At 70.8% G+C, this 25799-nt stretch carries 20 protein-coding genes; 13 read left to right on the top strand and 7 right to left on the bottom strand.

Going from position 1 to position 25799, the window contains the following annotated elements; translation table 11 throughout:
* The first annotated feature begins 11 nt into the window (after positions 1-11).
* The 7 genes from nuoL to AB0J74_RS19935 all read left to right on the top strand — a co-directional run bounded on the left by nuoL (position 12) and on the right by AB0J74_RS19935 (position 8416).
* Entirely contained in the window at positions 12-1931 is a 1920-nt protein-coding gene (gene nuoL, locus AB0J74_RS19965) for an NADH-quinone oxidoreductase subunit L (protein ID WP_363449887.1), read from the top strand.
* A 2-nt stretch (positions 1932-1933) separates the two neighbouring features.
* A complete protein-coding gene (locus tag AB0J74_RS19960) occupies positions 1934-3469 on the top strand; it encodes an NADH-quinone oxidoreductase subunit M (RefSeq protein ID WP_363450243.1) in 1536 nt (511 codons plus the stop codon).
* On the top strand, positions 3466-5028 hold the full coding sequence (gene nuoN, locus AB0J74_RS19955; protein WP_363449885.1) for an NADH-quinone oxidoreductase subunit NuoN: 1563 nt from the start codon (positions 3466-3468) through the stop codon (positions 5026-5028). The genes AB0J74_RS19960 and nuoN overlap by 4 nt, the downstream gene beginning before the upstream one ends.
* A 114-nt stretch (positions 5029-5142) precedes the next feature.
* The gene (locus AB0J74_RS19950; protein ID WP_363449883.1) at positions 5143-6156 is read left to right on the top strand and encodes a polyprenyl synthetase family protein; all 1014 of its coding nucleotides are present in this window, start codon (positions 5143-5145) and stop codon (positions 6154-6156) included.
* Between the two features lie 165 nt (positions 6157-6321).
* The gene (locus AB0J74_RS19945; RefSeq protein WP_363449881.1) at positions 6322-7116 is read left to right on the top strand and encodes an IclR family transcriptional regulator C-terminal domain-containing protein; all 795 of its coding nucleotides are present in this window, start codon (positions 6322-6324) and stop codon (positions 7114-7116) included.
* An 80-nt stretch (positions 7117-7196) separates the two neighbouring features.
* The gene (locus AB0J74_RS19940; protein WP_363450241.1) at positions 7197-7691 is read left to right on the top strand and encodes a sigma-70 family RNA polymerase sigma factor; all 495 of its coding nucleotides are present in this window, start codon (positions 7197-7199) and stop codon (positions 7689-7691) included.
* The gene (locus tag AB0J74_RS19935; RefSeq protein ID WP_363449879.1) at positions 7688-8416 is read left to right on the top strand and encodes a zf-HC2 domain-containing protein; all 729 of its coding nucleotides are present in this window, start codon (positions 7688-7690) and stop codon (positions 8414-8416) included. The genes AB0J74_RS19940 and AB0J74_RS19935 overlap by 4 nt, the downstream gene beginning before the upstream one ends.
* Here AB0J74_RS19935 and rarD read toward each other — a convergent pair.
* From rarD to AB0J74_RS19915, 4 genes are all read right to left on the bottom strand, one after another.
* A complete protein-coding gene (gene rarD, locus AB0J74_RS19930; protein WP_363449876.1) occupies positions 8413-9324 on the bottom strand; it encodes an EamA family transporter RarD in 912 nt (303 codons plus the stop codon). The genes AB0J74_RS19935 and rarD overlap by 4 nt on opposite strands.
* Positions 9321-9776 (bottom strand): GNAT family N-acetyltransferase, encoded by a 456-nt coding sequence (locus AB0J74_RS19925; RefSeq protein WP_363450238.1) that lies wholly within the window; start codon positions 9774-9776, stop codon positions 9321-9323. The genes rarD and AB0J74_RS19925 overlap by 4 nt, the downstream gene beginning before the upstream one ends.
* 102 nt (positions 9777-9878) lie before the next feature.
* Positions 9879-10265 (bottom strand): phage holin family protein, encoded by a 387-nt coding sequence (locus AB0J74_RS19920; RefSeq protein ID WP_363449874.1) that lies wholly within the window; start codon positions 10263-10265, stop codon positions 9879-9881.
* Positions 10266-10351: 86 nt separating this feature from the next.
* Positions 10352-12679 (bottom strand): hypothetical protein, encoded by a 2328-nt coding sequence (locus AB0J74_RS19915; RefSeq protein ID WP_363449872.1) that lies wholly within the window; start codon positions 12677-12679, stop codon positions 10352-10354.
* A gap of 77 nt (positions 12680-12756) precedes the next feature.
* Here AB0J74_RS19915 and eccB point away from each other — a divergent pair, with 77 nt between their 5' ends.
* The 5 genes from eccB to AB0J74_RS19890 all read left to right on the top strand — a co-directional run bounded on the left by eccB (position 12757) and on the right by AB0J74_RS19890 (position 20538).
* Positions 12757-14097: a type VII secretion protein EccB gene (gene eccB / locus AB0J74_RS19910; RefSeq protein ID WP_363449870.1), complete on the top strand. Its 1341-nt coding sequence runs from the start codon at positions 12757-12759 to the stop codon at positions 14095-14097.
* A gap of 132 nt (positions 14098-14229) precedes the next feature.
* Entirely contained in the window at positions 14230-14547 is a 318-nt protein-coding gene (locus tag AB0J74_RS19905) for a WXG100 family type VII secretion target (RefSeq protein WP_363449868.1), read from the top strand.
* Between the two features lie 12 nt (positions 14548-14559).
* Positions 14560-14853, top strand: coding sequence for a WXG100 family type VII secretion target (locus AB0J74_RS19900; RefSeq protein ID WP_363449866.1), 294 nt, complete (start codon positions 14560-14562; stop codon positions 14851-14853).
* A 523-nt stretch (positions 14854-15376) separates the two neighbouring features.
* Positions 15377-20176 (top strand): SseB family protein, encoded by a 4800-nt coding sequence (locus tag AB0J74_RS19895; RefSeq protein WP_363449864.1) that lies wholly within the window; start codon positions 15377-15379, stop codon positions 20174-20176.
* Entirely contained in the window at positions 20173-20538 is a 366-nt protein-coding gene (locus AB0J74_RS19890) for a hypothetical protein (protein WP_363449862.1), read from the top strand. The genes AB0J74_RS19895 and AB0J74_RS19890 overlap by 4 nt, the downstream gene beginning before the upstream one ends.
* Here AB0J74_RS19890 and AB0J74_RS19885 read toward each other — a convergent pair.
* Positions 20535-21455: an alpha/beta hydrolase gene (locus tag AB0J74_RS19885; RefSeq protein WP_363449860.1), complete on the bottom strand. Its 921-nt coding sequence runs from the start codon at positions 21453-21455 to the stop codon at positions 20535-20537. The two genes, AB0J74_RS19890 and AB0J74_RS19885, sit on opposite strands and share 4 nt — an antisense overlap.
* Positions 21456-21536: 81 nt before the next feature.
* On the opposite strand from AB0J74_RS19885, the gene AB0J74_RS19880 reads away from it, so the two are divergent.
* The gene (locus AB0J74_RS19880) at positions 21537-22643 is read left to right on the top strand and encodes a C45 family peptidase (RefSeq protein WP_363449858.1); all 1107 of its coding nucleotides are present in this window, start codon (positions 21537-21539) and stop codon (positions 22641-22643) included.
* Here AB0J74_RS19880 and AB0J74_RS19875 read toward each other — a convergent pair.
* Both AB0J74_RS19875 and AB0J74_RS19870 read right to left on the bottom strand, forming a co-directional pair.
* Positions 22630-23013, bottom strand: a complete 384-nt coding sequence (locus tag AB0J74_RS19875; RefSeq protein ID WP_363449855.1) for a hypothetical protein — start codon at positions 23011-23013, stop codon at positions 22630-22632. The two genes, AB0J74_RS19880 and AB0J74_RS19875, sit on opposite strands and share 14 nt — an antisense overlap.
* Positions 23014-23214: 201 nt before the next feature.
* Complete coding sequence (locus AB0J74_RS19870; RefSeq protein ID WP_363450236.1) at positions 23215-25614, bottom strand: immune inhibitor A domain-containing protein; 2400 nt, start codon at positions 25612-25614, stop codon at positions 23215-23217.
* Positions 25615-25799: the final 185 nt, after the last annotated feature.

Below are 25799 nucleotides of genomic sequence, written 5' to 3'. Positions count from 1 at the left end.
GGGCCGCATTCGTGGAACAGACGATCGAGTACGCCCACGCGACGGGCGTACTGGGCAGCGTATGGCTGCTCATCGCCATCCCGCTGGTGAGCGCGGCGGTCATCCTGCTGCTCGGGCGCCGAGGCGCGAAGTTCTCGCACTGGCTCGGCACCGCGGCGATCGGTGCCGCGTTCGTGCTGACGCTGATCTACTTCTTCTCGCTGCGCGACCAGCCCAACCGGGCGGTCGAGCGCAACCTGTGGGAGTTCATCAACGTCGGCAACCTCAAGGTTGACATCGGTCTGCTCTTCGACCCGCTGGCCGCGGTCTTCTGCCTGCTGATCACGGGTGTGGGTTTCCTGATCCACCTCTACGCGGTCGGCTACATGGCGCACGACGAGCGCCGGCACACCTTCTTCGGCTACTTCAACCTCTTCGCCGCCGCGATGCTGTTGCTGGTCCTCGGCAACAACTACGTGATGCTCTACCTCGGCTGGGAGGGCGTCGGCCTGGCGTCCTACCTGCTGATCTCGTTCTGGTACACCCGCCCGGCGGCGGCGACGGCCGGCAAGAAGGCGTTCCTGATGAACCGCGTCGGCGACGCCGGCCTGGTCATCGCGATCTTCACGATGTTCGCCTACCTGGGCTCGACCAACTACGCCGACGTGTTCAACGGCGTCGGCGGGCTGTCCTCGACGGTCGTCCTGCTGCTCGGCCTGCTGCTCCTGCTCGGCGCGACCGGCAAGTCCGGCCAGTTCCCGCTGCAGGCCTGGTTGCCCGACGCGATGGAGGGCCCGACCCCGGTCTCCGCCCTGATCCACGCGGCCACGATGGTCACCGCCGGCGTCTACCTGATCGCCCGCTCCAACGCGATCTTCTCGGCCAACGAGGTGCTCCAGACGGTGGTGGTCAGCGTCGGTGCGCTGACGCTGCTGATCGGCTGCATCATCGGCGCGGCAAAAGACGACATCAAGCGGGTTCTGGCCTGGTCGACGGTCTCCCAGATCGGCTACATGTTCCTCGGTGTGGGCCTGGGTGGCGGCGCGTACGCGCTGGCGATCATCCACCTGCTGGCGCACGGCTTCTTCAAGGCCAACATGTTCCTCGGCGCCGGTTCGGTCATGCACGGCATGAAGGACCAGGTCAACATCCGCCGGTTCGGCGGCCTGTGGAAGCTGATGCCCTGGACGTTCGCCACGTTCACCGCGGGCTGGCTCGCGATCGTCGGCTTCCCCGGCTTCTCCGGCTTCTTCACCAAGGAGCCGATCATCGTCGCGGCCTTCGAGCGCGACGGCTGGACCGCCTGGCTCTACGGCTGGGCCGCGCTGCTCGGCGCCGGGCTGACCGCGTTCTACATGACCCGGCTCTGGGTGCTCACCTTCCTCGGCCCGAAGCGCTGGACCGATGAGATCGAGCACCCACACGAGTCTCCACCGATCATGGTCGGTCCACTGGTGCTGCTCGCGATCGGTTCGGCGGTCGCCGGTGGCCTGATGGCCACCCCGGTCGCCAAGTGGCTCGAGCCGCCGCTGCCGGGCGAGGCGCACGACCTCGAACCGGTCATGTCGCACGGCCTGATCACCGCGCTCTCGCTGGTGCTCACGTTCGCCGGCATCGGCCTGGGCTACCTGCTCTTCCGGCGCGGCACCGCGCTGGCCGAGCAGCCGGCCGGCGCGGTCGTCACGGCCGCCCGCCGCAACCTCTACGCCGACGCCTTCAACGAGATCGTCTTCGAGAAGCCCGGTATCTTCCTCACCCGCGCGCTGGTCTACCTCGACAACCGGGGCATCGACGGCGCGGTCAACGGCCTCGCGGCCGCGGTCGGCGGCGGCTCCGGCCGGTTGCGCCGGCTGCAGACCGGCTTCGTCCGGTCGTATGCGATGTCAATGATGGCCGGCGCGCTGCTCGTGGTCGCCGCGTTCGTCGCCGTGCAGATGGGATGGCTGAGCTAGCGATGCAGGACTTCCCGTACCTCTCGGTGCTGACGGGGTTGCCGCTCCTCGGCGCGATCGTCGTCTGGTGCCTGCCCAAATCGAAGCCCGAGACAGCCAAGGTGGTCGCCCTCGGGTGGTCCCTGCTGACCTTCGTGCTGTCGGTGGTCATGTGGATCGCGTTCAACGCCGGCGGCGAGCGGCTGCAACTGCGCGAGTCCTACCCGTGGATCCCCACCTGGGACGCCCGGTTCACCTTCGCGGTCGACGGCATCGCGCTGGTGATGCTGATGCTGATCACGGTGCTGGTGCCGCTGGTGATCCTGGCCTCGTGGCACGACGCCGACAAGAGCCGGCGCAGCATCCCGACCTACTTCGCGCTGCTGCTGGTGCTCGAGTGCACGATCATTGGCGTCTTCGCGGCCGCCGACGTCTTCCTGTTCTACGTGTTCTTCGAGGTCATGCTCGTACCGATGTATTTCCTCATCGGCAGCTTCGGCGGGCACCAGCGGCAGTACGCGGCCGTCAAGTTCTTCCTCTACTCGCTGGTCGGCGGCCTGTTCATGCTGGCCGCGGTGATCGGCCTGTGGGTGGTCGGCGGCCACACGTTCGACTGGGTCCAGCTGACCCAGAGCGACTTCGCCACCAACACCGGGCGCTGGCTGTTCCTCGGCTTCTTCATCGCGTTCGCGATCAAGGCACCGTTCTTCCCGTTCCACACCTGGCTGCCGGACGCCGGTGGCGCCGCTCCGGCCGGCGCGGCCGCGCTGCTGGTCGGCGTGCTCGACAAGGTCGGCACGTTCGGCATCTTGCGCTACTGCCTCCCGCTGTTCCCGGAGGCGTCGCGCTGGTTCGCGCCGTGGGCGATCGCGCTGGCGGTGATCGGCATCATCTACGCCGCGCTGCTGGCCATCGGGCAGAACGACCTCAAGCGGCTGGTGTCCTACACGTCGATCGCGCACTTCGGCTTCATCGGCGTCGGCATCTTCGCGTTCACCACCCAGGCCGGCACCGGCGCGGTGCTCTACATGCTCAACCACGGCCTGGCCACCGGCCTGCTGTTCCTGGTCGTCGGCATGCTGGTCGCGCGCCGCAACTCGTCGAACATCCGCGACTTCGGCGGTGCCGGCAAGCTGGTGCCGGTGCTGGCCGGGGTGCTGTTCTTCGCCGGTCTGGCTTCGCTGGCCCTGCCCGGCACGGCGCCGTTCGTCTCCGAGTTCCTGGTGCTGATCGGCACGTTCACCGTCCACAAGACGGTGGCGGTGATCGCGACGGTCGGCATCATCCTCGCGGCCGCCTACGTGCTGTGGATGGTGCAGCGGACGACACAGGGCACCCTCAACCCGAGCCTGGCCGAAGCGCCGGCCATGCGGCGTGACCTGAGCGTGCGGGAGAAGCTGGTGGTCGCACCACTGATCCTGCTGCTCCTGTTCCTCGGCTTCTACCCGAAGCCGGTCACTGATGTGATCAACCCCGCCGTCCAGGCCACGATGCAAGACGTGGGCAAGTCGGATCCGGCTCCCATCTCCGGCACCACCACGGAGGCAGCAGTCAAATGACGATCAACTTCCCGCACATCGCGTACGCGGCGATCGCACCGATGCTCATCGTGTTCGGTGTGGCGGCGCTCGGTGTGCTCGTCGAGGCCTTCGTCCCCAAGCGCGGTCGCTACCTGACCCAGCTCGTGGTCGCGCTGGCCGGTCTCATCGCGGCCCTGGTGGTGCTGATCACCCAGGCCGACACCCGGCTGGTCACCGCCGGCCAGGCGATCGCCGTCGACGGCCCCGCGCTGTTCCTGCAGGGCTCGATCGTCGTGCTCGCCGTCATGGCGGTGCTGCTGATCGGCGAGCGGGCGCTGGAGAAGGGCGGCCCGTTCGTCGCCCAGGCGGCGATCACGGTGGGCTCCGACGACGACCGCCGGCAGGCCGCCCGCGCCGACGGCGCGACCGAGGTCTACCCGCTGGCCATGTTCGCGGTCGCTGGCATGATGCTCTTCGTCTCGGCCAACGACCTGCTGACCATGTTCATCGCGCTCGAGGTGCTCTCGCTGCCCCTCTACCTGATGTGCGCGCTGGCCCGCCGCCGGCGGCTGGTCAGCCAGGAGGCCGCGCTCAAGTACTTCATGCTCGGCGCGTACGCGTCGGCGTTCTTCCTGTTCGGTGTCGCGCTGGTCTACGGCTTCACCGCGTCGGTGCAGGCGGCACCGGGCCGGCAGGCCGGTGGTGTCGACTTCGCGACCATCCACTCGGCCGCGACCGCGTCGCCGGCCAACCGGGCGCTGCTCTTCGGCGGCCTGGCGATGATCGCGATCGGCCTGCTCTTCAAGGCGGCCGCGGCACCGTTCCACGTCTGGACGCCCGACGTCTACCAGGGCGCGCCGACGCCGGTCACCGCGTTCATGGCCGCCTGCACCAAGGTCGCCGCGTTCGGTGCACTGCTGCGCATCCTCTATGTCGCTTTCGACGGCGCGCGCTGGGACTTCACCCCGGTGATCGGCGCGGTCGCGATCCTGACCATGCTGGTCGGCGCGGTGCTCTCGGTGACGCAGACCGACCTCAAGCGACTGCTGGCCTACTCGTCGATCGCCAACGCGGGCTACCTGCTGGTCGGCGTGCTCGCCGGCGGCCGCCAGGGCATCTCCAGCTCGATGTTCTACCTGGTCGCCTACGGCTTCACGGTGATCGCCGCGTTCGCGGTGGTGACCCTGGTTCGTGACGCCGACGGCGAGGCCACCCACCTGTCCCGCTGGGCGGGCCTGGGCCGGCGCTCGCCGGTGTTCGCGGGTGTCTTCACCTTCATCCTGCTCGCGTTCGCCGGCATCCCGCTCACCAGCGGCTTCATCAGCAAGTTCGCGGTGTTCGGGGCGGCCCTCGAGGGTGGGCAGACCTGGCTGGTCATCGCCGGTGTGATCACCAGCATGATCCTGGCGTTCCCGTACCTGCGCGTGGTGGTCATGATGTGGCTTTCGGAGCCCGGTGAGTCGACCCCGACGATCGCCGTGCCGGGTGCGCTCACCGCCGCGTCGCTGGTGATCGGCGTGGCGGCCACGCTGGTGCTCGGTGTGGCCCCGGCGCCCCTGCTCAACCTGTCCGACACGGCTGGGCAGTTCATCCGTTAGCGGAGGTTTGTCGGAAGGGGGTCGCTACGGCGGCCCCCTTCCGGCATTTCCGGTGGTTGCGAGGCCTATCCCCACGCTGAGTCGATTTCGTGGTGTGGCATCGTGGGTTACGTGGTGAGGGGGGCTGAGGACCTGACCTCGATCGGGGTCGACTTCGTCGATCCTGAGGTCGAGGCGTCCGCGCGTGCGGTGCTGGCGGCCGTCGAAGACGAGTTGCGCACCTGCGTGACCAGCGCCGACCCGATGGTCACCGAAGCCGCACGGCACCTCGTCGAGGCCGGCGGCAAGCGGTTCCGGCCATTGCTGGTCGCGCTGGGCGCGCAGTTCGGCGACGCGACGGCCCCGATGGTGGTGCCCGCCGCCGTGGTGATGGAGCTGACGCACCTGGCGACGCTCTACCACGACGACGTGATGGACGAGGCGCCCGTGCGGCGCGGCGTCCGCAGCGCCAACTCACGATGGACCAACTCGGTCGCGATCCTGGTCGGCGACTACCTTTTCGCCCGGGCCGCCGATCTCGCCGCCGATCTGGGCCCCGATGCCGTCCGGCTGCAGGCGCGCACGTTCGCCCGGCTCGTGCACGGTCAGATCGCCGAGACGGTGGGCCCGCGCGACGGCGAACCGGTGGCGCACTACCTCGACGTGCTGGCCGAGAAGACCGGCTCGCTGATCGCCACCTCCGCCCGGTTCGGCGGCATGTTCGGCGGTGCCACCCCGGAGCAGACCGAGGCGCTGGCCCGCTACGGCGAGAAGATGGGCATCGCGTTCCAGCTCTCCGACGACCTGCTCGACATCGCCTCCGAGTCGGAGCAGAGCGGCAAGACGCCCGGCACCGACCTGCGCGAGGGCGTGCCCACGCTGCCGGTGCTCTACGCGCTGGCCTCCGACGACACCGACCCGGCGGCTGCCCGGCTGCGCGAGATCCTCGCCGCCGGCCCGGTCACCGACGACGACCTGCACGCCGAGGCGCTGGTGCTGCTGCGCGAGTCCGCGGCGATGAAGCGGGCCCGCGAGACGGTCCGCAGCTATGCCGAGGAGGCGCGGGAGCGGCTGGCGCCGTTGCCGGCCAACCCGACGCGGGCCGCCCTCGAGTCGCTCTGCGACTTCATCGCCGACCGCACCGGCTAGTCACCCCTTCGTCGGTCAGGTCGCCGACACTGTGGGGCGGATGAACTCCGCGTATCGGGCGCATCGACGCTCCGTGTCGAGAAATTTGGCGTTCTCGATACCAACAGGCATTTCGCGGACGGGAGCTTTTTCATATGGTGTAAGCCCCGGCCCGCGGAGGTGGGTGTGCGCGATCCTCTGGCAGAACCATCGGACCTGATTCGCAGCGTCTCCCGCGCCCTCCGGGTGCTGGAAGCGGTCGGACGGGCCCCGAAGGGCCTCACCGTGAAGCAGGTCGCCCGCCGCTGCGAGCTGACCGTCGCGACGACCTATCACCTCGTGCGCACCCTGGCCTACGAGGGCTACGTGATCCGCCGGGAAGACGGCACCTACATCGTCGGGCTCGAGGTCGCCGACCGCTACCGGGAGTTGGTCGCGGCGTTCCGTGGCCCGCCCGCGGTCGGTGACGCGCTGCGCCGAGCGGCCGCTGACACCGGCTACAGCCACTACCTGGGCCGGTTTGTAGGCGGCCAGGTCGCCGTGACAGCGTCGGCGGACGGACCGCGGTCGCCCTACCTGGAGGAGATGGTCCCGGGGTTCGACGAAGGCGCGCACGCGACCGCCCTCGGCAAGGCCCTGCTCGCCACCCTCACCCCCGACCAGCGCTTCCGCTACCTCCGCGAATACGGGATGCGGCCGTTCACCCAGCAGACCCTGACCACCACCGAGGCGTTCGAGAGCGACCTCGCGGCCGGCGAACGGCGCGGCATGCACCTGGAGATGGGGCAATACCGCCCGGGTGTCGCGTGCGCGGCCGTCATCGTCTCGCCCGACCGTGACATGGAACGCAGGGTGGTGCTCGCCTGCGCCCTGCCCGCGGCGGAGATGATGACATCAGCTCGCGTTGTGCGGGCGAAGCTGCTCGCGGTCGCCCGCTCGGTCTCCGACGCACTGGGCGCGCCCGACAACGGAAACGGCTGAACCGCTGACGCGCGCCGTGCGTGCGTTGGAGTGGGACAGATCAGGGGAGGCCCGGAAGCTTGGCCGACGACGACGCTGAGTTGCTGCGCGCGCTCAACGAAGAGCACGGTGACGCGCTCTTCGCGCACGCGTTGCGGTTGGTGAGCGGCGACCGGCAACGGGCCGAAGACCTGGTGCAGGAGACGTTGCTGCGAGCCTGGCGCCATCCGGAGGCGCTCGACCCGGAGCGCGGCTCGGTGCGGGCCTGGCTGTTCACCACCGCGCGACACCTCGCCATCGACGCGTGGCGCCGACGGGCGTCGCGGGTCGGCGAGGTGGTGACCGACGACCTGCCCGAACCGCCGCCCGAGGTCGACGAGGCCGACCGGGCGGTGGAGGCCTGGACGGTCGCGGAGGCGCTGGCGCGGCTGTCGCCAGCCCACCGTGACGTGCTGGTCGAGTGCTTCTACCAGGGCCGCTCGGTCGCGGAGGCATCCGTCCGGCTCGGCGTGCCGCCCGGCACGGTGAAATCGCGCACGCACTACGCGCTGCGCTCGTTGCGTCTCGTACTGGAGGAGATGGGGGTGACCCAGTGACCAACTGTCCGCACGCGCTCGACGACGGCGCCTACGTCCTGGGTGCCCTGTCGCCCAGCGAGCGTGCCGAATACGAGCGGCACCTGGCCGGCTGCCTCGAATGCCGGGAGGCGGTCGCCGAGATCGCGGTGCTGCCCGGCCTGCTGGGCCGGCTCACCGACCCGAGCGGGTTGGACCCGTCGGCTCCGGCGCCGCCCGAGGATCGGATGCCCGCGCTGCTCACCGCCGTGGGCGCGGAACGCCGCCGGATCCGCAAGATCAGGCGTCGGCGGTACGCGGGCGCCGCCCTGGCCGCCGCGGCCCTCGCCGCGGTCGTGGGTGTCGGCGTGGCCGGGGCCGAGGCCGGCTGGTTCGGCGGCGATGCCGGTGCCGGGCCGATCGCCGCGCGCGGCACCCAGGTCGGCGTCAAGCTGGTGGCGATGCAGCCGGTCAACGGCGCGGTGCCGGTCAAGGCCGACATCGGGGTCAACGGCACCTCGTGGGGCACCGAGATCAGCATGCGCTGCACCTACGATGCCGGCGAGACCAGGTCGTCGAAGGCGTGGACGTTCCGGTTGGTGGCGCACGGTGCCGACGGCTCGAAGGAACAGGTCGGGTCGTGGTCGGCCCAGGCCGGCGAGACGGTGGAGTTCAACGGGGCGACCCGGTTCACCGGGCGGGAACTCGCGCGGTTGGAGCTGACCCGGTATGACGGGACGGCGCTGCTCGCGTACGACGTGCCTTAGGTCTTGGCCAGTTCTCGTTGTTTTACCGTCGGGCGGTTGGCTCGTGCCGTGCGGAGTCCGTCGGCGGTGAAGACGATCAGGGCGAGCCAGACGAGGGCGAAGCCGGCGAGGCGGGCCGGCGGCATCGGCTCGTGGTAGAGGAAGACGCCGAGGGCCAACTGCAGGATCGGCGTCAGGTATTGCAGGATGCCGAGGGCCGACAGTGGGATCCGGTTGGCGGCGCCGGCGAAGAACAGCAGCGGCACCGCGGTGACCGCGCCGGCCAGCACCAGCAGGATCGTGGTGTGTGCGTGGTCGCCGAACGTGCTGTGCGGCGTGCTCGTCAGCCAGATCAGGTAGCTGAGGCACGGGATCGCCAGCACCCCGGACTCGACCAGCAGCCCTTCCGCGGCGGCCAGGTTGAGCCGCTTCTTCACCAGGCCGTAGCCGCCGAAGCTGACCGCCAGGGTGAGCGCGATGTAGGGCAGCCGGCCGTAGTCGATGGTGAGCACCAGCACCGCGACCGCGCCGATGCCGACCGCGAGCCACTGCGCCGGGCGCAGGCGCTCGCGCAGCACGGTGACCCCGAGCACGACGGTCACCAGCGGGTTGATGAAGTAGCCCAGGGCCGTCTCGACGACCCGGTCGCTGTTGACGCCGTAGATGTACATCCACCAGTTGACGGCCAGCAGCGCGGCGGCGAAGGCGATGATCGCGACCGTCCGTGGCTTCTTGAGGAGCGCGACGACCTGCCGTCCCTTTCTGAGGACCGCGAGGATCAGGGCGACCAGCACCACCGACCAGACCACCCGGTGGGCCAGGATCTCCAGCGAGCCGGCATCGTGCAGTTGCTTGATGTAGAGCGGCATGAAGCCCCAGAGCAAGAACGCGCTGAGGCCGAAGAGGTAGCCCTTGCGCAGCTCCGTCATGGAGTGTTCCGCCGGTCGATCTCCATCCAGCGGTCCGGGCGGGCGACCGGCACGAAGCCGGCCTTGGCGTAGACGCCGTGGGCGTCCCAGGTGGCCAGGATGATCCGGAGTACGCCGATCTCGGCCAGCGTGTCGCGTGCCGCCTCGGCGAGCCAGGTGCCGAGGCCGTGGCCGCGCTCGGCCGGGACGACGTAGACGTCGCACAGCCAGCCGAACGTGGCCCGGTCGGTCACCACCCGGGCGAAGGCCACCTGCTGGCCGTCTTTGTAGATCCCGAACAACACCGAGTTGGCGAACGACCGCTCGACGACCTCGCGCGGGCGGCCCTTGGCCCAGTAGGCGTCGGTGGAAAGCCAGTCGTAGACCCGGTCCACGTCGATGCGGTCGGGGTCGGTGGAGAGCTCGTACCCGTCGCGGGTGGCCGTCCTGGTGATGTCGTGCGCCGTGCTTATCTCCACGCAGACGACGCTAGCCCGCGACCGTTCGACGGTCGCGGGCCAATGCACCAGCCGCGGCCCGTGTCCGGGCTGGTTTCTGCTGTTTTGCCGTCGTGCTCAGTCGCGATCGAAGATCAGACCCAGCACCCAGGTGACGAGGCTCACGAAGAGCGCACCGAGCACCGCGGCTGGCCAGAAGTTCTCGACGTCGAACGGCAGGTCGACCTGCTCGGCGATCCATCCCGTCAACAGGAAGAGCAAGGCGTTTACGACGATGGCGATCAGCCCGAGCGTCAGGATGTAAAGACCGCAGCCGAGCGTCTTGATGATCGGCTGAAGCACGGCATTGACCACACCGAAGATCACCGCGACCAGAACGACGGTGAGCACGACCTGCCCGGTCGAGTCGGTGTCCAGCGTGATGCCCGGAATGATCAGGGTGGCCAGCCAGAACGCGAACGCCGTGGCCAGCAGCCGGACAAGAACACCCTTCATGAAACCCATGCGCGGCATAGTGCCATGGAGATCGCCCCGAGTCGCCCCCTCACCGTCAGTTTCCCGCCCTGCTCACGGGCTGCGACGCATCGACATCACTCGGTGTTGTGCCTGGACCGTTCTATCGGGGTCGGTGCGAGCGTGGCCCAGGTGGGCGGGTGCCCCCTGCCGATGAGGGCGACCGTGTCATGGCCGAGGTGGTCGACCTCGACGTCGAAGACGTCCCTGACGAGTTTGGCTTCGTCGGGGCCGATGGCGTCGAGAACGACGAGGTCGGCGGCCGTGAGCAGGCCCTTGTCCGCTTCGGTGAGTTCGTCGCGGATCGTGACGGTGGCGTGCCAGCGCGGGGTCGACCGGCCGCCGTGGCCGGTTCTTTGTGGCGGGCTGCCTGAGCGGGTCTGCGGTGCGGCCTGTGGTGTGGTCACCCAGCCCTGGTCACGATCGCCTGTTGGTTGGCTCCCGTTGGGCGAGCGCCGGGCAGCCGCAACCAGCGCGCGCGTGGCGGCGTCGACGATGGTCAAGGTCGGCCGCAGCGGCGTTCCTGCACCGTTCGACCCTGGCCCGCTGTGCGTCGAGCCGCGAAAGGCCACGTCTGGCGTGCCGACGCCCGCGGCCCACGGCGGGACGGCCGCCGCGTCGGGGGTCACCGTGATGGCGTGCGGGGGAGCGCCGGCGTCGTCGGCGAAGCCGCTCCAGGCGGCCCACCGACGAGTTCGCACGTCGATCCGGGCACCCAGGGCCAGAGCCCGGAACGCGACGAGGTGTGCTGTGCGCAGCCCGCCGACGACGACGACCCGGGTAGCCCCAGGCCGAAATATCCGGGCGACGACGGGCATCCCGTATCGGTCGTAGCCAAGCACCAGCCCCGCCGGAGGCAGCGGGTGGCGGTTCGGCGTTGCAGTCTGCTGGCCCGACCTTGCCGGCCGCGGTTGACGTGGTCGTGGCCGCGGTCTCGGCCTCGGTGTCGATGTCGGTGGCGGCGCAACCGGATGAGCGGCGTCCGGTCGCGGCTGCTCGGGCGGCCCGCCAGCCATCTGATCCGCGTTGCCGGCCCGCGGATCTGAGGGTCTGAGTCCCAGAGATCGCGCGTATCCACCCACGAGGAGCGTCTCCGCCGTTGCGAATCGGTGCTCACCGTCGAGGCGGCGCACGGTTGCCCGCTCGGCCGTGGCGAGGTGCCGCAGGGCTCGGTCGGCGTGTGCCAACTCCTCCGGCGAGGTCGCCGCGAGACGGACCGCCAAGGTGGTCACGGGCCGCCGCCCGCGGTCGCCGCCCATCGCCGTCGGCCTCCGCGAGCCGTTGCCGTCGGCGAGCGTCGTCGCGGCGGTCGGGAGGGTGGGCACGCGTTGCGCCAACCGTGCCACGTTGTCCGCGTCCCCGAAGACCGTGAGCCGGTAGGTCGCCTGGCAGAGCCCCCCGATCACGACGAAGGACCAACGCTCGTCGACGCCGCCGGCCCCTTCGTGGTGGGCGAGTTCGGCCAGCGTCGCCGGGCCCTCTTCGTGGTCCAGCCGCCGGTGCGGGCCAAGGCGTTTGGTGACGCGCCGGGTGACGGCGGCGAGCGTCGGCCGCAGATCGGCGTCCGACCAGCCCGGCGGCCGATGGACCCGCAGGACGACGAAGGTTCGACGCCCGGCCAGCACCCGGTCGCCGGTCAACTGCCGATAAGAGGCGCCCGCCAGTGAGTCGCTCAACCCCGACGCGGGCGCCGCAGTGGCCGTCACCAGGAGGTGAATGGAAACCTGGATCGGCTCGGTCGCGTCGGCTCCAGCCCCCGCTGTCCTGGGCGCCTCCGCGATGAATCGCGTCCCGGTCATGCCGTGCGCCCCGGCCGTGCGGTGCGGGCCGGGCACGCCGAGCATGCCGTGCGGGCCGGGCATGGTGTGCGGTCCGGTCGTGCCGTGCGGACCGAGCACGCCGAGCATGCTGTGTGGTCCGGTCGTGCCGCGCATGCCGTGCGGTCCGTGTGGTTCGGCCGGGCCGTGCAGTGCCGCCAAGTCGGGCAGCGTGGCTGGCTCGGATCCGACAACCGCCTCGTCCATTTCGAAGACGGTGACCAGGCCGTCGGCGTCGACGAACGTGGCGTCTGGCGACAGGGCCACGTCAGGGGCGAGGAAGCGCATCAGTTCGGTCGGTGTGGCATGGGCCGGCAGTGAGTGGCGCCGGGCCGCATACCGGATGCCGATCGAGAGCCAGCTGTGGAGCCAGCGGCCGCGTACCCGGGCAAAAGCCACAATCACCACCGCGGCACCGAGGGTGCAGGCGGTGGCCAAGACGAGCGGGCCATGGCCGAGTGCGGCCAGGACGCCCGCGACGGCGGCTTGGGCGACCACGATCTGGCCAGCCCGCAGCGGCGTCCATTGTGGATCACGTGGGCCCGCGCGTGCCATCTTGCGGAAGGGGTGCACCGCGGTCGATGTCATCGCGATAGCCTCCCCTCCGTATTCGGCGCGGTTACTCGCCGCATCCTAGAACCGTCACCGCCCATGAGGGAGCCCCGATGCCGTCGCGGCAGGATCAGCTGCACTCCTACCAGTTTCAGGTGCAGCGGGTCGTATCTGCCCTGGTCATGCGCGAGACCGACCCGGCCCAGCCGCCATTTCGGCGCGGGGCCGGCGCGGCGTTGGCCGGCGTTTTGGTGGCGGCGATCGTCTGGGGCGGATTCGTCGTTTATGGCGCGCTCGTCGATGGTGGCGGCACCGCCTGGCGCGACACCTCCGCCGTGATCGTCGAGCGTGAGTCGGGCGCGCGGTATGTCTACCGCGACGGCAAGCTGCACCTGGTCGTCAACTATTCGTCGGCGTTGCTCGCGGTGGGGTCGCCGCAGCCGAAGACCGTGCTGGTGTCGCGCCGCTCGATCGAGGGGGTGCCGCGCGGCAGCACGCTGGGCATCGCCGACGCACCCGACTCCCTGCCCGCCGCCGGTCGCCTGCTCGGTCCACCCTGGACGGTGTGTGTGTCGCCGGGGCCTGCGTCGGTGGTGCTCGTTGGCGCGACAAGCACAGGTGGCGTGCGACTCGGTGAGCGGGCGGTGCTGGCTCGACATCCGGACGGCTCCGTGCATCTGGTCTGGCAGAACCACCGCTATCGGGTACGCGACCCCCGCCTCTCGCTGACCGCGCTCGGCTGGACGACGGCACGACCGATCGCCGTCGCCCCGGCGTTGCTCGACGCGCTGCCGGAGGGCGCCGACCTGGCCGTGCCGCGGATCGCCGACGTCGGTGACCGGTCGGTCGGTGTGCCGTCGGCGCGCATCGGTGAGGTGTTCGTGGTGACCAGTCAGGGCGGTGAGCGGCAGTATGCGGTGGCGGTGCGTGCCGGCCTCGCCGGCATCACCCAGGTGCAGGCGGACCTGCTGTTGACGGCCAACCGGCAGGACGAGCCGACGGAGTTGACCCAGGGCCGGTTCGCCGCCATCGACAAGGCGCCGGATCTGGTGCCGGCAGGTCTGGTGCCCACGGTGACTCCCTCGCTGGTCGGAGCCTTCACGGGCGCGCTGTGTGCGGTGGTGCGCGACGACCGCGGCGTAGCCGACCTCGTGGTCGACGCCGACCTGCCCGATGTCGCGGATGCCGCGAGAACGCGGGACGGCGGTGCCGACTACGTGGCGGTGCCGCCGGGCCGGGCGGCGTTGGTGGAGGCGGTCGTGGCGCCTGGCGCGAGCGGCGGCACGGTCAGCGTCGTCACGGACCTGGGCCGGCGGCATGCCGTCGTCGGCGCTGACACGCTGGCGATGCTGGGATATGGACAGGTGCGGCCGGTGCGGTTGCCAGCGGCGGTCGTGGCGTTGGTGGGTTCGGGTGCACCACTCGATCCTGCCCGGGCGCAAGCCCCTGTTTGACGCTATCCACAGGCAGAAATTTGTCCACAGCGAGTGTTTCCGGGGCTACCGAACGTGTGTCACGAGGGTTTAGCGTCATGCCCGGCGTGCGAGACATTCGCCAACTTCGACACGAAGCGAGGTGACGTCCGAGTGGCCCAGACGCAGGCACAAGCGGCGGTGATGCGGCAGACCGCCGCCAGGTTCGAGCAGGTCGACGAGTCTCTGCAGAGCATGCTGACCAGCCTCATGGCCGAGCTCGCCGTCCTGCAGACGGCGTGGCGCGGCGCCGGCGGCCGCTCGTTCGAGCAGGTCAAGCGGCAGTGGTCACAAGACCAGGCGGCGATGCAACGCGCCCTGCGCGAGACGGCCGGCGCGATCCGCACCGCCGGCCGGCAATACGAGGCTTCCGACAGCGACGCCGCCAGCCGGATCGCCACCACCAACCGCGGCATCCAGCTGCCGTTGTAAAGGAGCTACCCGATGAACGACGACATCCTGGTCGTCAATTTTCCGGCCCTGCAACAGGCCAGCGCCGACATCCAGAAGGCCCTCAACACCCTCGACAGCCAACTGGCCCAACTCGAGCGCGACGCCGCACCGCTCATCGCCACCTGGGACGGCGACGCCCGGCAGGCCTACGACCAACGCCAGTCCCGCTGGCGCGCGGCCTCGGCCGACCTCCAGGCCATGCTGCGCGACATCAAACTGGCCCTCGACGACTCTGCCGCCGACTACCTGAGCACGGAGAAGAGAAACGTCAACCTCTTCCAATAGCCGGCCGACACGGACGCGGTTGGCCGATCGGCCCGGCAGCGCGGGCCGTGCGGTGACGGGCGTCGTCCCTCGTGTCCAGAAAGTCCGTGCCGCTTGTCACCCGGGAGCGGCGTTGCGGGTGATCCGGGGCCACGGCCGCGGCGACTACCGCTACCGTCACGCCGGTGCCGATTGCCAGGTCGGCGAGTGGCCGGCCTGGGGAGCGGCACCATGGTTACGGGATCCGCGTGATCGGCCGCGGTTTTGAGCGTGCCCGTGCGGGTCGGCGGGACCGTGACGGAAACATAGGCAACTGGCAAGATGACGATTGGCAGGGAGAAGGTGGCGGCGGCTACGGTCGCGAAGGGACGCGGTGCGTGACCGACAGTCATCGAGCACCTTTCGGGTCTACCCGCGGTTCCGGCTCCGGCCGGCATCGACGGTGGGCCGGGCGAGACCGCCCGTGACGTCCCTACATCGTGATCTAGCCGACAGCTTGTAGGTTGTACGCGATGCGTCTGGCCTGTCCAGGAAGGGGGTGGCCGTGACCGACTGGGAACCGGCCACCGAGGTCGAGGCCGCGATGCGAGACGCGCTCCGCTCCGGCGACCAGGAACTCTACTTCCGCATCCTGGCCCGCTCCGAGCTGCTGTTGCCGGTGTCGTCGGAGGCGCTCGCCGGTCGCGCCCCGGTCGGCTGGGGCACCTGGACCACCAACGGCCGCACCCACGTGCTGGCCTTCACGTCCGGTGACGCTCTGCGCATCTGCCTGGCCGACAACGCCGGGTCCGCCCGCCGCATGCCCTACCACGACCTCGCCGCGAGCTGGCCCAACCTCGAGTGGTGGCTGGCGGTCAACCCCGGCCTGCCCATCGAGGGCTACCTGCCGGCCTGGTTCGTGTCCCAGCTCGCCCGTGGTGACGTCCGCCTTCCCGGCCGCACGATGGGCGCCCGCGCCCGCCTCGACCGGGCCGAGTCCGCCGCACGCGCCCGGGCCAGGGCCACCGTCCCCGGGCAGGTCGTCCAGGGCGAGATCGTCGAGCCGCCGTTCGTCGACCGCGCCGCCGCAGCGGTCGGGCCGGTCCTCGAGCCCGACAGCATCGAGCCGCCGCAACGCAATCGCCCGTCCAGGCCGCCCGGCTACGACTCGCCGCTCGCTTCGATCCGCCGCCGCGCCGGGGTCGCCCCGGCCGACCCGACCCCCTCGTCGCCCGCCGCCCCGCCGCCCTACCGGCCGGTCCCGCCCCCGCAGGTCACGGACGCCACGCCCTACCGGCCGGTGCCGCCGCCGCAGGTCACCGACGCGGCCGCCTATCGGCCGGTCCCGCCGCCGCAGGTCACCGACGCGGCTCCCTATCGGCCGGTCCCTCCGCCGCAGGTCACCGAGGCCACGCCCTATCGGCCGGCGCCGCCGCCGCAGGTCACCGACGCGGCCGCCCATCGGCCGGTCCCGCCGCCGCAGGTCACCGACGCGACGCCCTACCTGTCGCCGCCAACGGGCAACGGCCACGAGCGCCAACCAGCGGCCAACGGCGACGCGTCAGCCTGGCCGCCACCCGTCGTGCAGGGCCGCCAGCCGCCGCGCCGCCAGCCGGTCGAACCACCGCGCGAGGTCAGCGACCAGCCCACGCCGCCGATGCGGCCGCGGTCGCCATTCCGCGACGACCCGGCGCGATTGAGCCCGCCCCGGTTCAGCGCACCGCCCCCCGTTCCGCAACCGCCGGCCAGACCCACCTCGGGCGGCGGGTTCTTCGGCGGCTCCGACGCCGACGCGGAGCCGCCCCGGCGCCCGGCCGCACCGGCTTGGTCCGGCCAGCCCGCGGCCCGCGACGACCCGCGCCCGACCACCTGGTCGCCGGCCAACGCCAGCGTGCCAACCGAAACCAGACCACCCGCCGGTACGCCCAACGGCTCACCGACCCCGTCCTGGCCGACGCCGGGCCGCGACCCGAGCGTCACACCCGGATGGTCCGACAGCACACCACCGGCGCGCCCGGCCCAGTCGTGGCCGGCCGGCGCCGCGCCCTCGCAGCCGTGGCCGGCAAGCCAGGCGGGACCAGACATTCCGGCTACGCGCGCGCCGCAAGCCCGCCCCGAGCAGCCCGCACCGTTGCCGGTGCGCAAACCGGGCGGGCCACCGTCCAGCGGCGCCGGCTCCGCGACCGTCCCACAACTCTGGCCCGATCACCCGGTCACGGGCCCGACGAGAGCATCCGAGGGCGGTCCGCCACGCGCGGATGACCGCCCCGGCGACGCACCTGGCCAGCAGCCACCCGGGCCGGCATGGAGCGACCACTCACCCGCCGGCAAGCCCGGACGCAGTCAGTCCACCTTGGCCAGGGTGTGGTCCAACCGCGGATCGGCCGCGGCTCCGGAGGGCTCCACGGCCGTGCCGACTCGGGAGCCTCACCCTGCGGCGCCGCAGTTGTGGGCAGACAGTAAGCCGCCTGCGAGGCCCGAGCTTCCCGCGCGCGCCGAACCGCCGCAGTCGGGCTCGGCGGCCGCACAGCCGCGGCCGCACACCACATCCTCGCCCGAATCGGCCGGCGCTCAGCGCCGGCCCGAAGGCGGTCCATCGTCCGGTGTGCCGGCAGAGCCGCAAACCGGTCCGGCGGCGCAACCCCGCCCAGACGGCAATTCGTCGGCCGACGTGGCGGGCCGGAGCGAGAGCCCGTCAGCGGCGCCCGACGCCGCGGCGCAGCTGTGGTCCGACGGCAACCCGTCGGCCAACGTCGACCGCGAGGCCGCATCGGCAATTGATTTGTGGTCGGACAGCAAGCCGGCGGCTGACGTCGACCGCCAGTCCGCTGCGGCAACGGATTTGTGGTCGGACAGCAAACCGCCGGCTGACGGCGACCGCCCGTCGGCATCATCCGCTGCCGCAGCGGATGTGTGGTCCGACAGCAAGCCATCGGATGGTGGTGGCGCGTCCGGCGCTACCACAGCGAACGCGGGGGCCGACAGCGGCGCGCCGGCAGGCACCGACCAGCCGCCGGTGGCTTCGGGCGCCGCCACGGACCTGTGGTCGCAGAGCACGCCGCCATCGGACGCCTCGGGGGGCGCTGAGCGGTCGCCGGCCGGCGGGGCCGAGGCGGACTTGTGGGCCAACAGCGGGTCGTCCTCCGGCGCGCCGGCGGGCGTGGACCGGCAGCAAACCCCCACGAACGCTGCGGCGGACCTGTGGTCGGACAGCGGATCGTCGGCTGGCGCGGAAAAGCGGCGGCTGGCCGAGAACGCCCCAACGGACCTGTGGTCGGATAGCGGGTCGTCGGCTGGCGCAGACCAGCGGCAGGCGGCCTCGAACGTCCCGGCGGACCTGTGGTCGGGCGGCGGGTCCTCGCAAGACGCGTCGGCGGGTGCCGACCAAACGCCGGCCGGCGGGACCGCCGCGGATGGGTGGCGGGCCGGCGGATCGTCCCCGGACGCGCCGGCTGGTGCCGAGCGGGGTTCGGCAGGCGGGTCTGCGGCCGACTTGTGGTCGGATAGCAGGCCGCCCTCGGACGGCCGTGCCGACGGGTCGTCGAGCAGTGCGGATCCGTGGCCCGGGGCCGCGTCGGCGTCCGAAGAGCCGCAGGCCACGGGGACGCCGCAAGCAGGACTGTGGACGGACAGCAGCGCGCCCGATGCCGAGCAGCCGTCGGCGGCAGCCGGGGCCCTGGCCGATCTGTGGTCGGGCGGTCAGCCGGCGGCCGGTGGGAAGCCAGCCGCGGGGCACGCCAAGTCGCAGGCGGAGACGCACGCAGCGGCAGACCTGTGGGCGGCCAGCGCGCCATCGCAGACGCAGGCTCCCGCTGAGGCGGAGCAAGCGGCCGGCGCCAAGCCGGGCGGCAGCGACTCGCCAGGGACGGCGTCCGACCGGCCTGAGGCCGGCGTGGGCCAGCAGCGGCCGGACGCGGACGTGGCCGATGGCGGCAGACCGTCCGCGGGCACCGCGCCCGAGGCGGAGATGTGGCGGGATCGCTCGGCCGACCAGCAGACCGAGCCGCGGTCTTCCGCGACCGACCTCTGGCCGGGTCGCACGACACCGGCTGCCGGCGACACGCAGGCCGAGCCCAGCTTCGCCGACCTCTGGCTGGATCGCGACGGCGGCGGCGCCGCGCCCAGTGGCCCGCCGGAGGCGGCGCAACCAGACGCGGCGCAAGCAGACGCGGCCCGCCTATGGCGCGACCGCACTCCGGCAGCCGAGCCGACCGAACGACGCGGCGACCCGCACGCGGGCTGGTCGGGCAGCACGCCGGTCACCCCGTTCGCGCCGACGGATGGCCCCTCGACGTCGCAGGCCTGGGCGACGACACCGTCCTGGTTGGACCAGGCCGCGCCGGCGCAAGCACAGCAACCCGCCGACACGAGCCTCTTCACGGCCGAGGTGCCCGCCGACTTCCGGCCCGCCAACGACGTCGAGGAAAGCTTGCTCACCGCCGCCGGTGACGGCAGCACCGACACCTTCCTGTCCACGCTGCTGCTGGCTCGGGTTCTGCTGCCCGTGTCGAGCGACTCGACCGCCGGCGCCAAGCCGGGTGGTGACGGGTTCGTCTGGCGCACCGAGATGATCGACGACCAGCCCTACGTCGTGGTGTTCACCTCGCCGGAGCGGATGGCCGAGCACCTCGACGCGAGCCAGGAGACGGTCACCGTCAAGTTCGTTCGGCTGATCAACAGCTGGCCGCAGGAAGACTGGTCGTTCGCCGTCAACCCGGGCACGCCGGTGGGCGCGAAGCTACCCGGGGCCCAGATCGTGGCGCTCGCGAGTTGGGCGGCCGAGGTCGGGCTCGACGCTGGCGACGACGAACCACCGGTCGCGGCCGCGCCCAAGCAGGAGGCGCCCAAGCCGGCTCCCGCACCGGCCACTGTCGACGCCGCCGGGCCGACGATGATGCAGAAGACGATCGCGCCGAGCCAGGTCGACTACTACCTCGAGCGCGGGTATGACCGGGTGTCCGGCTTCGTCCACCGGGTCGCCGAGGTCGCCCATCTGAGCAGTCCGGCGCAGTTGTTCACCGCGCTCGGCCTGGGCTACGCCAACAGCCCGTTCGCCGCCGCTGCCGACGAGGTCTACGTGCTGCGGTGGCCGGCCTACCGGCCGAGCCTCTACCGGATCCCTTACGGCGGCCCGAACGAGACGGCGATGCGCGCGATGGAGGGCTGGGTCATCGAGCGCGCGCCCTTCCGTGGCAACGGTTTCGCGCCCGGCGAGGGCAGTGAGGTCATCGCGGAGTTCAAGGTGGACAGTGCCCGGCTGCCGCACGGCGCTCAGCTCTGGCTGATCCGCGCAGACGGTTCCGAGAAGCTGGTCGCGGTGCTCGACGCCGACGCGCCCGGCTGGACCAGGGTCGGTGACCAGTGATGCGCGACGGGTACGTGGCCCGCTGGCAGGACCGCGAATACGACGCCAGCCCCGACGGCGAGCAGGTCCGGATCTACCAGCCGGATCCCGGCGACGGCTTCAAGGAAGTACGGGCGGGGCGTTACGTCCGGGTCGTTCCGGTGGGCGAGGTGGCTGAACTGGCCTACGTGCGCACCACCTGTTCGTGGAAGGGGGAGCCGTTCATCGTGCTCGCCGAGCACGACGGCTGGTTGCGGGTGGAATACACCGGCGGCCGGGCCCCGGTCGCCGAGTCGCTCGGCCTCGAACGGTTCGACTTCGGCGTCTACCAAGGGTGGGCGCCCGCCAACGAGGTCAGGGACCTGCGCGAGCAGCGCGCCTAAGACTTGGCCCAGCGGAGCACCTCGCCCAGCACCAGGTCTGGCGCTTCGAGATGCGGGTAGTGGCCGACACCATCCAACAGGCGCCACTCGTACGGCGCGACGCAGTAACGCCCTGATCCCTGCGCCGTGCGCGGCAGCACCGCCCGGTCGAGCGCACCGTGCAGTTGCAGTGTCGGCGTGGTCAGCGGCGTCTGCATCTGCTTGACGAACCGATAGCCGTGTAGTCGCAGCGCCGACCGGAACGCCCAGCGATAGCCCTCGAGCGCGCAGAAGGCGGCCTGCGGGATCCGCATCGCCTCCTGGCAACGCGCGACGTAGTCGTCGAACCCGGCCGACAGCTTCCACCCCGGCCCGGACCAGCGACGCAGGAAGCCGCCGACCATCGCCGCGCCGTCGCGGACCAGCACGTGCTCGTAGCGCGGCAGTTGGAAACGCAGCGTCGGCGTCGCGGCGTTGAACTGGCCGCGCGGGTCCGCGAAGATCGCCGCACGGAGCCGGAGCGGATGCGCGGCGCCGAGCACCACGAGCCGGCGCACCATCTTCGGGTGGAACGCGGCCGCCGCCCACCCGACCATCCCGCCGAACCCGGCGCCCACGATCGTCGCCTCGCGCTCGCCTAGCGCCCGGATCAGGCCGGTGACATCGGCGGCCATGGTGAACCCGTCGTACCCCCTGGGCGGTTTGTCACTGGCGCCGTATCCCCGCATATCCACCGCGACCGCCCGGAAACCGGCATCGGCCACCGCGGGCAGCATCTCGTGCCAGGCCCACCAGAACTCCGGGAAGCCGTGCAGGAACAGCACAAGCGGCCCCGCGCCGGCCTCCACGACGTGGAAGCGGTTTCCGTTGGCACCCACCGACCGATGCGTCCACGGCCCGTCGACCAGCACGCTTGTCTCGTCTACCACCGGCTCCATTCGGCCAGCCTAGGTCAGCGGTGCCCTGATCCGGCTCCGGAGATCTCCCGGAGCGACCTCCTAGGGATTAACGTCAGGGACATGACACTGCCGGTTCCTTACGTCGACGTCCGTGGCACACCTGGCGAATGCGGCTTCGCCTACGGGCAGGCGGCCCGCGACCGGATCGCCGCCAACCTCGATCTCTACGCGGGCCGGTTCCGCGCGGTGGGGCTGGGAGCCGACGTGACCCGGGCCGCCGGCGAGACGTTCCGGGCTGAAACGGTGCGGCTCTACCCGCGGATCGCGGAGATGCTCGACGGCACCGCCGAGGGCGCCGGCGTCGGGGTCGGCGACCTTTACGCGGTCAACGCCAGAACCGAATTGATCTACGGTACGCCGCCCGACGGCGCGGCCGGTGGTTGCACGGTGCTCGGCGCGCTCGGCACGCACACCGCGACCGGCCACACCCTGATGGCCCAGAACTGGGACTGGCATCCCGACCAGCGGCAGGCGATGGTACTGCTGAGCACCACCGACGAGCACGGCCACCGGGTCGTCGCGCTGACCGAGGCCGGCATGCTCGCCAAGGCCGGCCTCAACTCCGCCGGCATCGGCATCTGCGTCAACATGCTCACCACCGACCGCGACGGCGCCGACCCTCAGCGGCCGGGCGTGCCCTACCACGTGGTGCTCCGCGCCGCCCTCGAAGCCGACACGCTCGGCCGCGCCCTCAAGGCGGTCGTGCCGAGCCCGCGCAACGCCTCGATGAACCTGCTGCTCGGCCAGGCCGGCCCGGCCGGCGGCGAGTTGATCGACCTGGAGTTGGTGCCCGGCGCGGCCGGCTGGCTGCACCCGGCCGACGGGGTGATCGCGCACGCCAACCACCTGGAGACCGTGTTGCCCGTGCGCGACCTGGTCAACGACTTCGGTGGGTCCACTCTCTTCCGCGCCGCTCGCGCCCGCCGCCTGCTGGCCGCCGCGGCCGAGCCGGGCAAACTCGTCGACGACGACCTGGCCGCGATCCTGCGCGACCACCAGAGCTATCCGAACGCGATCTGCCGGCACGTCGACGAGCGCGACGTGTATGCCGAACGCTCGGAGACCGTCTATACGGTGCTGATGGACCTCGACGAGCGCCGGTTCGGCGTCGCCGAGGGGCCGCCGTGCGACCACGAGTTCGACTGGGTCGAGATCACTGCCGCCTGAACGAGATCAACTCTCGCGGCGTGCCCTCGCCACAGTCGATCTTCACGCGGAGCCGCGCGACCTTGGCCGTGATGTAGGTGCCCTCTTCGAGGACCAGGCCGGCGTCGCTGTGTAGCGCGAACCGCCGCCCGTCGTCGGTGAGCACCGCGTAGCAGGGGCCGGACCCGCCCTTGACCACCCGGCCGCCCACGACGTCGCCCGGGATGTTGTCGGTCGGCCCGGAGGGGCCGGTTTTCGGCGGTGGCAGCGTGGGTGGCGGGATCGGCGACAGCGTCCGGTCACCGTCGCGCGGCGCGACCGGCGACGACGGAGAGGGCGGAGGTGCGGACGGCTCCGGGGAAGACGGCGAGGACGACGACGTGCCGGGCATGGCGGTCCCTCCCTCCGACCCGCAGGCGCCCGTCAGGCTGCCCGCCAGGACGAGCGTGGCGACAACGACGGCGCGGCTTCTCACATGCACCTTCCTTGGACGCTACGACGAGGCTGCGGGTTCCGGAAGGGAGAGCGCCCCCCGCTCCACCGGACGGCGGGGCGGGGGGCGCGATGTGCTGTTACGGCGTACCCGAGAAGATCAGTTGACCTTGATCTTGACGGAGGTGCCGTTCTCCTGGACAACCTTGATCTTCACGCCGACCGCGGGCAGCTTGACGCCATGGTTCGGCAGCGCCGTGTCGAAGTAGTTCTGCGTGTCGTCGAAGACCGGGTTGGCCTCCGGGCCACGCACGTACATGACCTGGTCGTTCACGTGGAGCGAGAACGAGTCGGCCTTGCGCAGGCTGAACGGCGCGTCGTAGATCTGGACCCGGGTGCGCCACGGCAGGCCGTCGAGGCGGTAGAGGGTCTTCGGCCGAGCGTCCACATAGAGGTTGAGGCCCGCACCGGGGTGCTCGCTGACGTTGTTGTCGCCCTGCGAGGTGTCCCAGTAGGAGACCAACAGACCCGTCTGGTACGGGAAGTGGTCGACCTTGTCCTCGGTCACCCGGTTGAAGAAGTACGGACCGTACTGCAGGTACTTGTCGTAGCTGACGTAGGTCCGCCACCCGGCGATGTAGTAGTGCGGGTGCTGGGTGATGAACGATGAACCGACGTTCTGGAACCCGTCGACCGTCCAGCCCATGTTGCCGGCCGCGTCACCGTCGGTGAACACCGCGGTGCCGCCGTTGGTGATGGCGATCTTGTCGATGAAGATGCCGTTGGGCAGGGGGGTGTCCGGGTTGCCGCGCTGCGCCGAGTCGGTCTCGTAGCGGAACCGCAGGGTGACCGTCTTGCCGGCGAACGCCGACAGGTCGAACGACGCGTCGGTGTAGGTCTCCTGGATGCCGTCGATCCCGAAGCCGCCCTCGGCCTCCGGGGCGTTGGTGATGTTGCCCTTGATCGGGACGAAGCCGTTGCCCGAGTCGACCTCGACGTACGCGAAGTCGCAGGGCGTGTCACCGCAGTCTTCAATGTCCCAGCGGGCCTTGAAGGTCAGCGTCGACGTGCCGGCCGGCAGCGTCACCTGGCGCGACATCGTGTGTGCGGCATCGCCGGTCAGGTCGTCGGCGTCGCCACTCCACCACTGGTAGCTGCCGTCGGCCACCGCGCCGACGTCGTGGACGACGTCCTTGAGCCCGAGCGGAACAACCAGCGCCTGCGGCTTGTCGGAGTTGTATTCCTCCGGGCCGAGGGTCCAGCTGTCCTTGACGCCGGCGGGCGTGACGACGTAGTCGAGCCAGCCGAGTTGCAGCTTGTTCCAGGCGCCCATGTCGCCGGCACGGTCGCCGATGAACTGCTCGCCCTTGGCGCCGAGGCGGCTCTGCGCCATCAGCGTCCAGTATTCATTCGGGTTGTCGCCCGCGCCCGACGTGTCGTAGTCGTCAGGCAGGCCCAGGTCGTGCGAGTACTCGTGGTAGAAGACGCTGCGACCACCGTTTTCCGGCTGGATCGTGTAGTCGTAGATCCACACGCCACTGGTGCCGATCTGGGTGCCGCCGCCCGGGTTGCCCGTCGGGCCCTGGCCGGTGCCCTGGAAGGCCGCCCAGCGGTGGCTCCAGATGGCGTCTTCGCCCTGGTGCGGGTCACCGTCGGCCTGGTCGCCACCGGCGTGGACGATCTGGAAGTGGTCGAGGTAGCCGTCGGGCTCGTTGAAGTTGCCGTCGCCGTCGTAGTCGTAGCGGTCCCACTGGTCGAAGCTCTTCAGCTCGGCGTTGACGTCGGCGGCCGGACGACCCTTGGCGAGCTCGCCCGCGTACCACTGGTTGGCGGCGTCGCGGATGAGCGCCCAGGTGTTGGTGCAGACGTTGCTCGCGCACGGGAAGCCGTCAGAGCGGCCGTAGCGGGCCTCGTTGTATTGCACCTTGACCCAGTCGGTCACCACACCGTCGACCGTGTAGCGGCCCGACGACTGCGCCTCCATGTACTGCTTCAGCGACTCGTCGTCCTTGCCGGTGCCGAAGTAGAGCTTCTGGAAGTGGGCCTGGTTGAAGTCGGCCTGCCAGATCGTCGAGTTGTCGGTGGCACGGTTGGGTGCCGGGATCGCGTTGTGCAGCGGACCGTCGAACGTGGTCGGACCCGCGGTGTCCGGGTCGGTGTCCTGGTCCGGGTAGGACGGGTGCCGGTCGTTGCCGAACTCCGTCAGGATCACGAAGATCTTGTCGGTCTTCTCCCGCTGGAGCTCGACGTACTGGTCGACCTCCTTCTTGCCGGTCCGCTTCTGGTCAGCCTTGCTCAGGCTCTTCTTGCCGACCTTGACGACCTTGCTGCCGTTGATCATCTGCGGCTTGGCCTTGCCCGCGATGACGTCCTCCAGGGCAACGTCGCGTAGCTCGCGACGCTTCGACTCCTGGGGGTTGGATAGATCGTCCGACGTCAGCTGAGGCTCGGACGACGTAGGGGCTGCCGCCGGCGCCGCGGCCTTTGGCGACTGGCCAAACGCCGCGCCGCTCAGCGCGAAGCTGGTTGTCGCGGCCAGCGACAGACCAAGCAGCCCCACTGCGACTTTGCGCACGTGGATACCTCCGGTGTGAGGGAGCCGTCCTCGGGGGGTAGCGAGGGCGGAAGAGCAGGCACCTAATAAGGGGCCAATGAGGAAACTAAGCATTACTGGGCCAGGAGGGAAGTCGGACGCGTCGATTTGTTTCAAAAATCTTGGCGGCCGGGCCACTCAGCGTCACATCG

It is taken from the genome of Asanoa sp. NPDC049573 (genome assembly GCF_040676615.1).
Lineage (GTDB): Bacteria > Actinomycetota > Actinomycetes > Mycobacteriales > Micromonosporaceae > Asanoa.
This window is presented reverse-complemented; position numbering and strand designations above follow the sequence as displayed.

Excerpts from the sequence above, each read along its gene's own strand:
- AB0J74_RS19915 (WP_363449872.1), bottom strand. The coding sequence starts at position 12,679 with ATGACATCGACCGCGGTGCACCCCTTCCGCAAGATGGCACGCGCGGGC.
- AB0J74_RS19960 (WP_363450243.1), top strand. The coding sequence starts at position 1,934 with ATGCAGGACTTCCCGTACCTCTCGGTGCTGACGGGGTTGCCGCTCCTC.
- rarD (WP_363449876.1), bottom strand. The coding sequence starts at position 9,324 with ATGACGGAGCTGCGCAAGGGCTACCTCTTCGGCCTCAGCGCGTTCTTG.
- AB0J74_RS19880 (WP_363449858.1), top strand. The coding sequence starts at position 21,537 with ATGACACTGCCGGTTCCTTACGTCGACGTCCGTGGCACACCTGGCGAA.
- nuoN (WP_363449885.1), top strand. The coding sequence starts at position 3,466 with ATGACGATCAACTTCCCGCACATCGCGTACGCGGCGATCGCACCGATG.
- AB0J74_RS19875 (WP_363449855.1), bottom strand. The coding sequence starts at position 23,013 with ATGCCCGGCACGTCGTCGTCCTCGCCGTCTTCCCCGGAGCCGTCCGCA.
- AB0J74_RS19885 (WP_363449860.1), bottom strand. The coding sequence starts at position 21,455 with ATGGAGCCGGTGGTAGACGAGACAAGCGTGCTGGTCGACGGGCCGTGG.
- AB0J74_RS19900 (WP_363449866.1), top strand. The coding sequence starts at position 14,560 with ATGAACGACGACATCCTGGTCGTCAATTTTCCGGCCCTGCAACAGGCC.
- eccB (WP_363449870.1), top strand. The coding sequence starts at position 12,757 with ATGCCGTCGCGGCAGGATCAGCTGCACTCCTACCAGTTTCAGGTGCAG.
- AB0J74_RS19920 (WP_363449874.1), bottom strand. The coding sequence starts at position 10,265 with ATGGGTTTCATGAAGGGTGTTCTTGTCCGGCTGCTGGCCACGGCGTTC.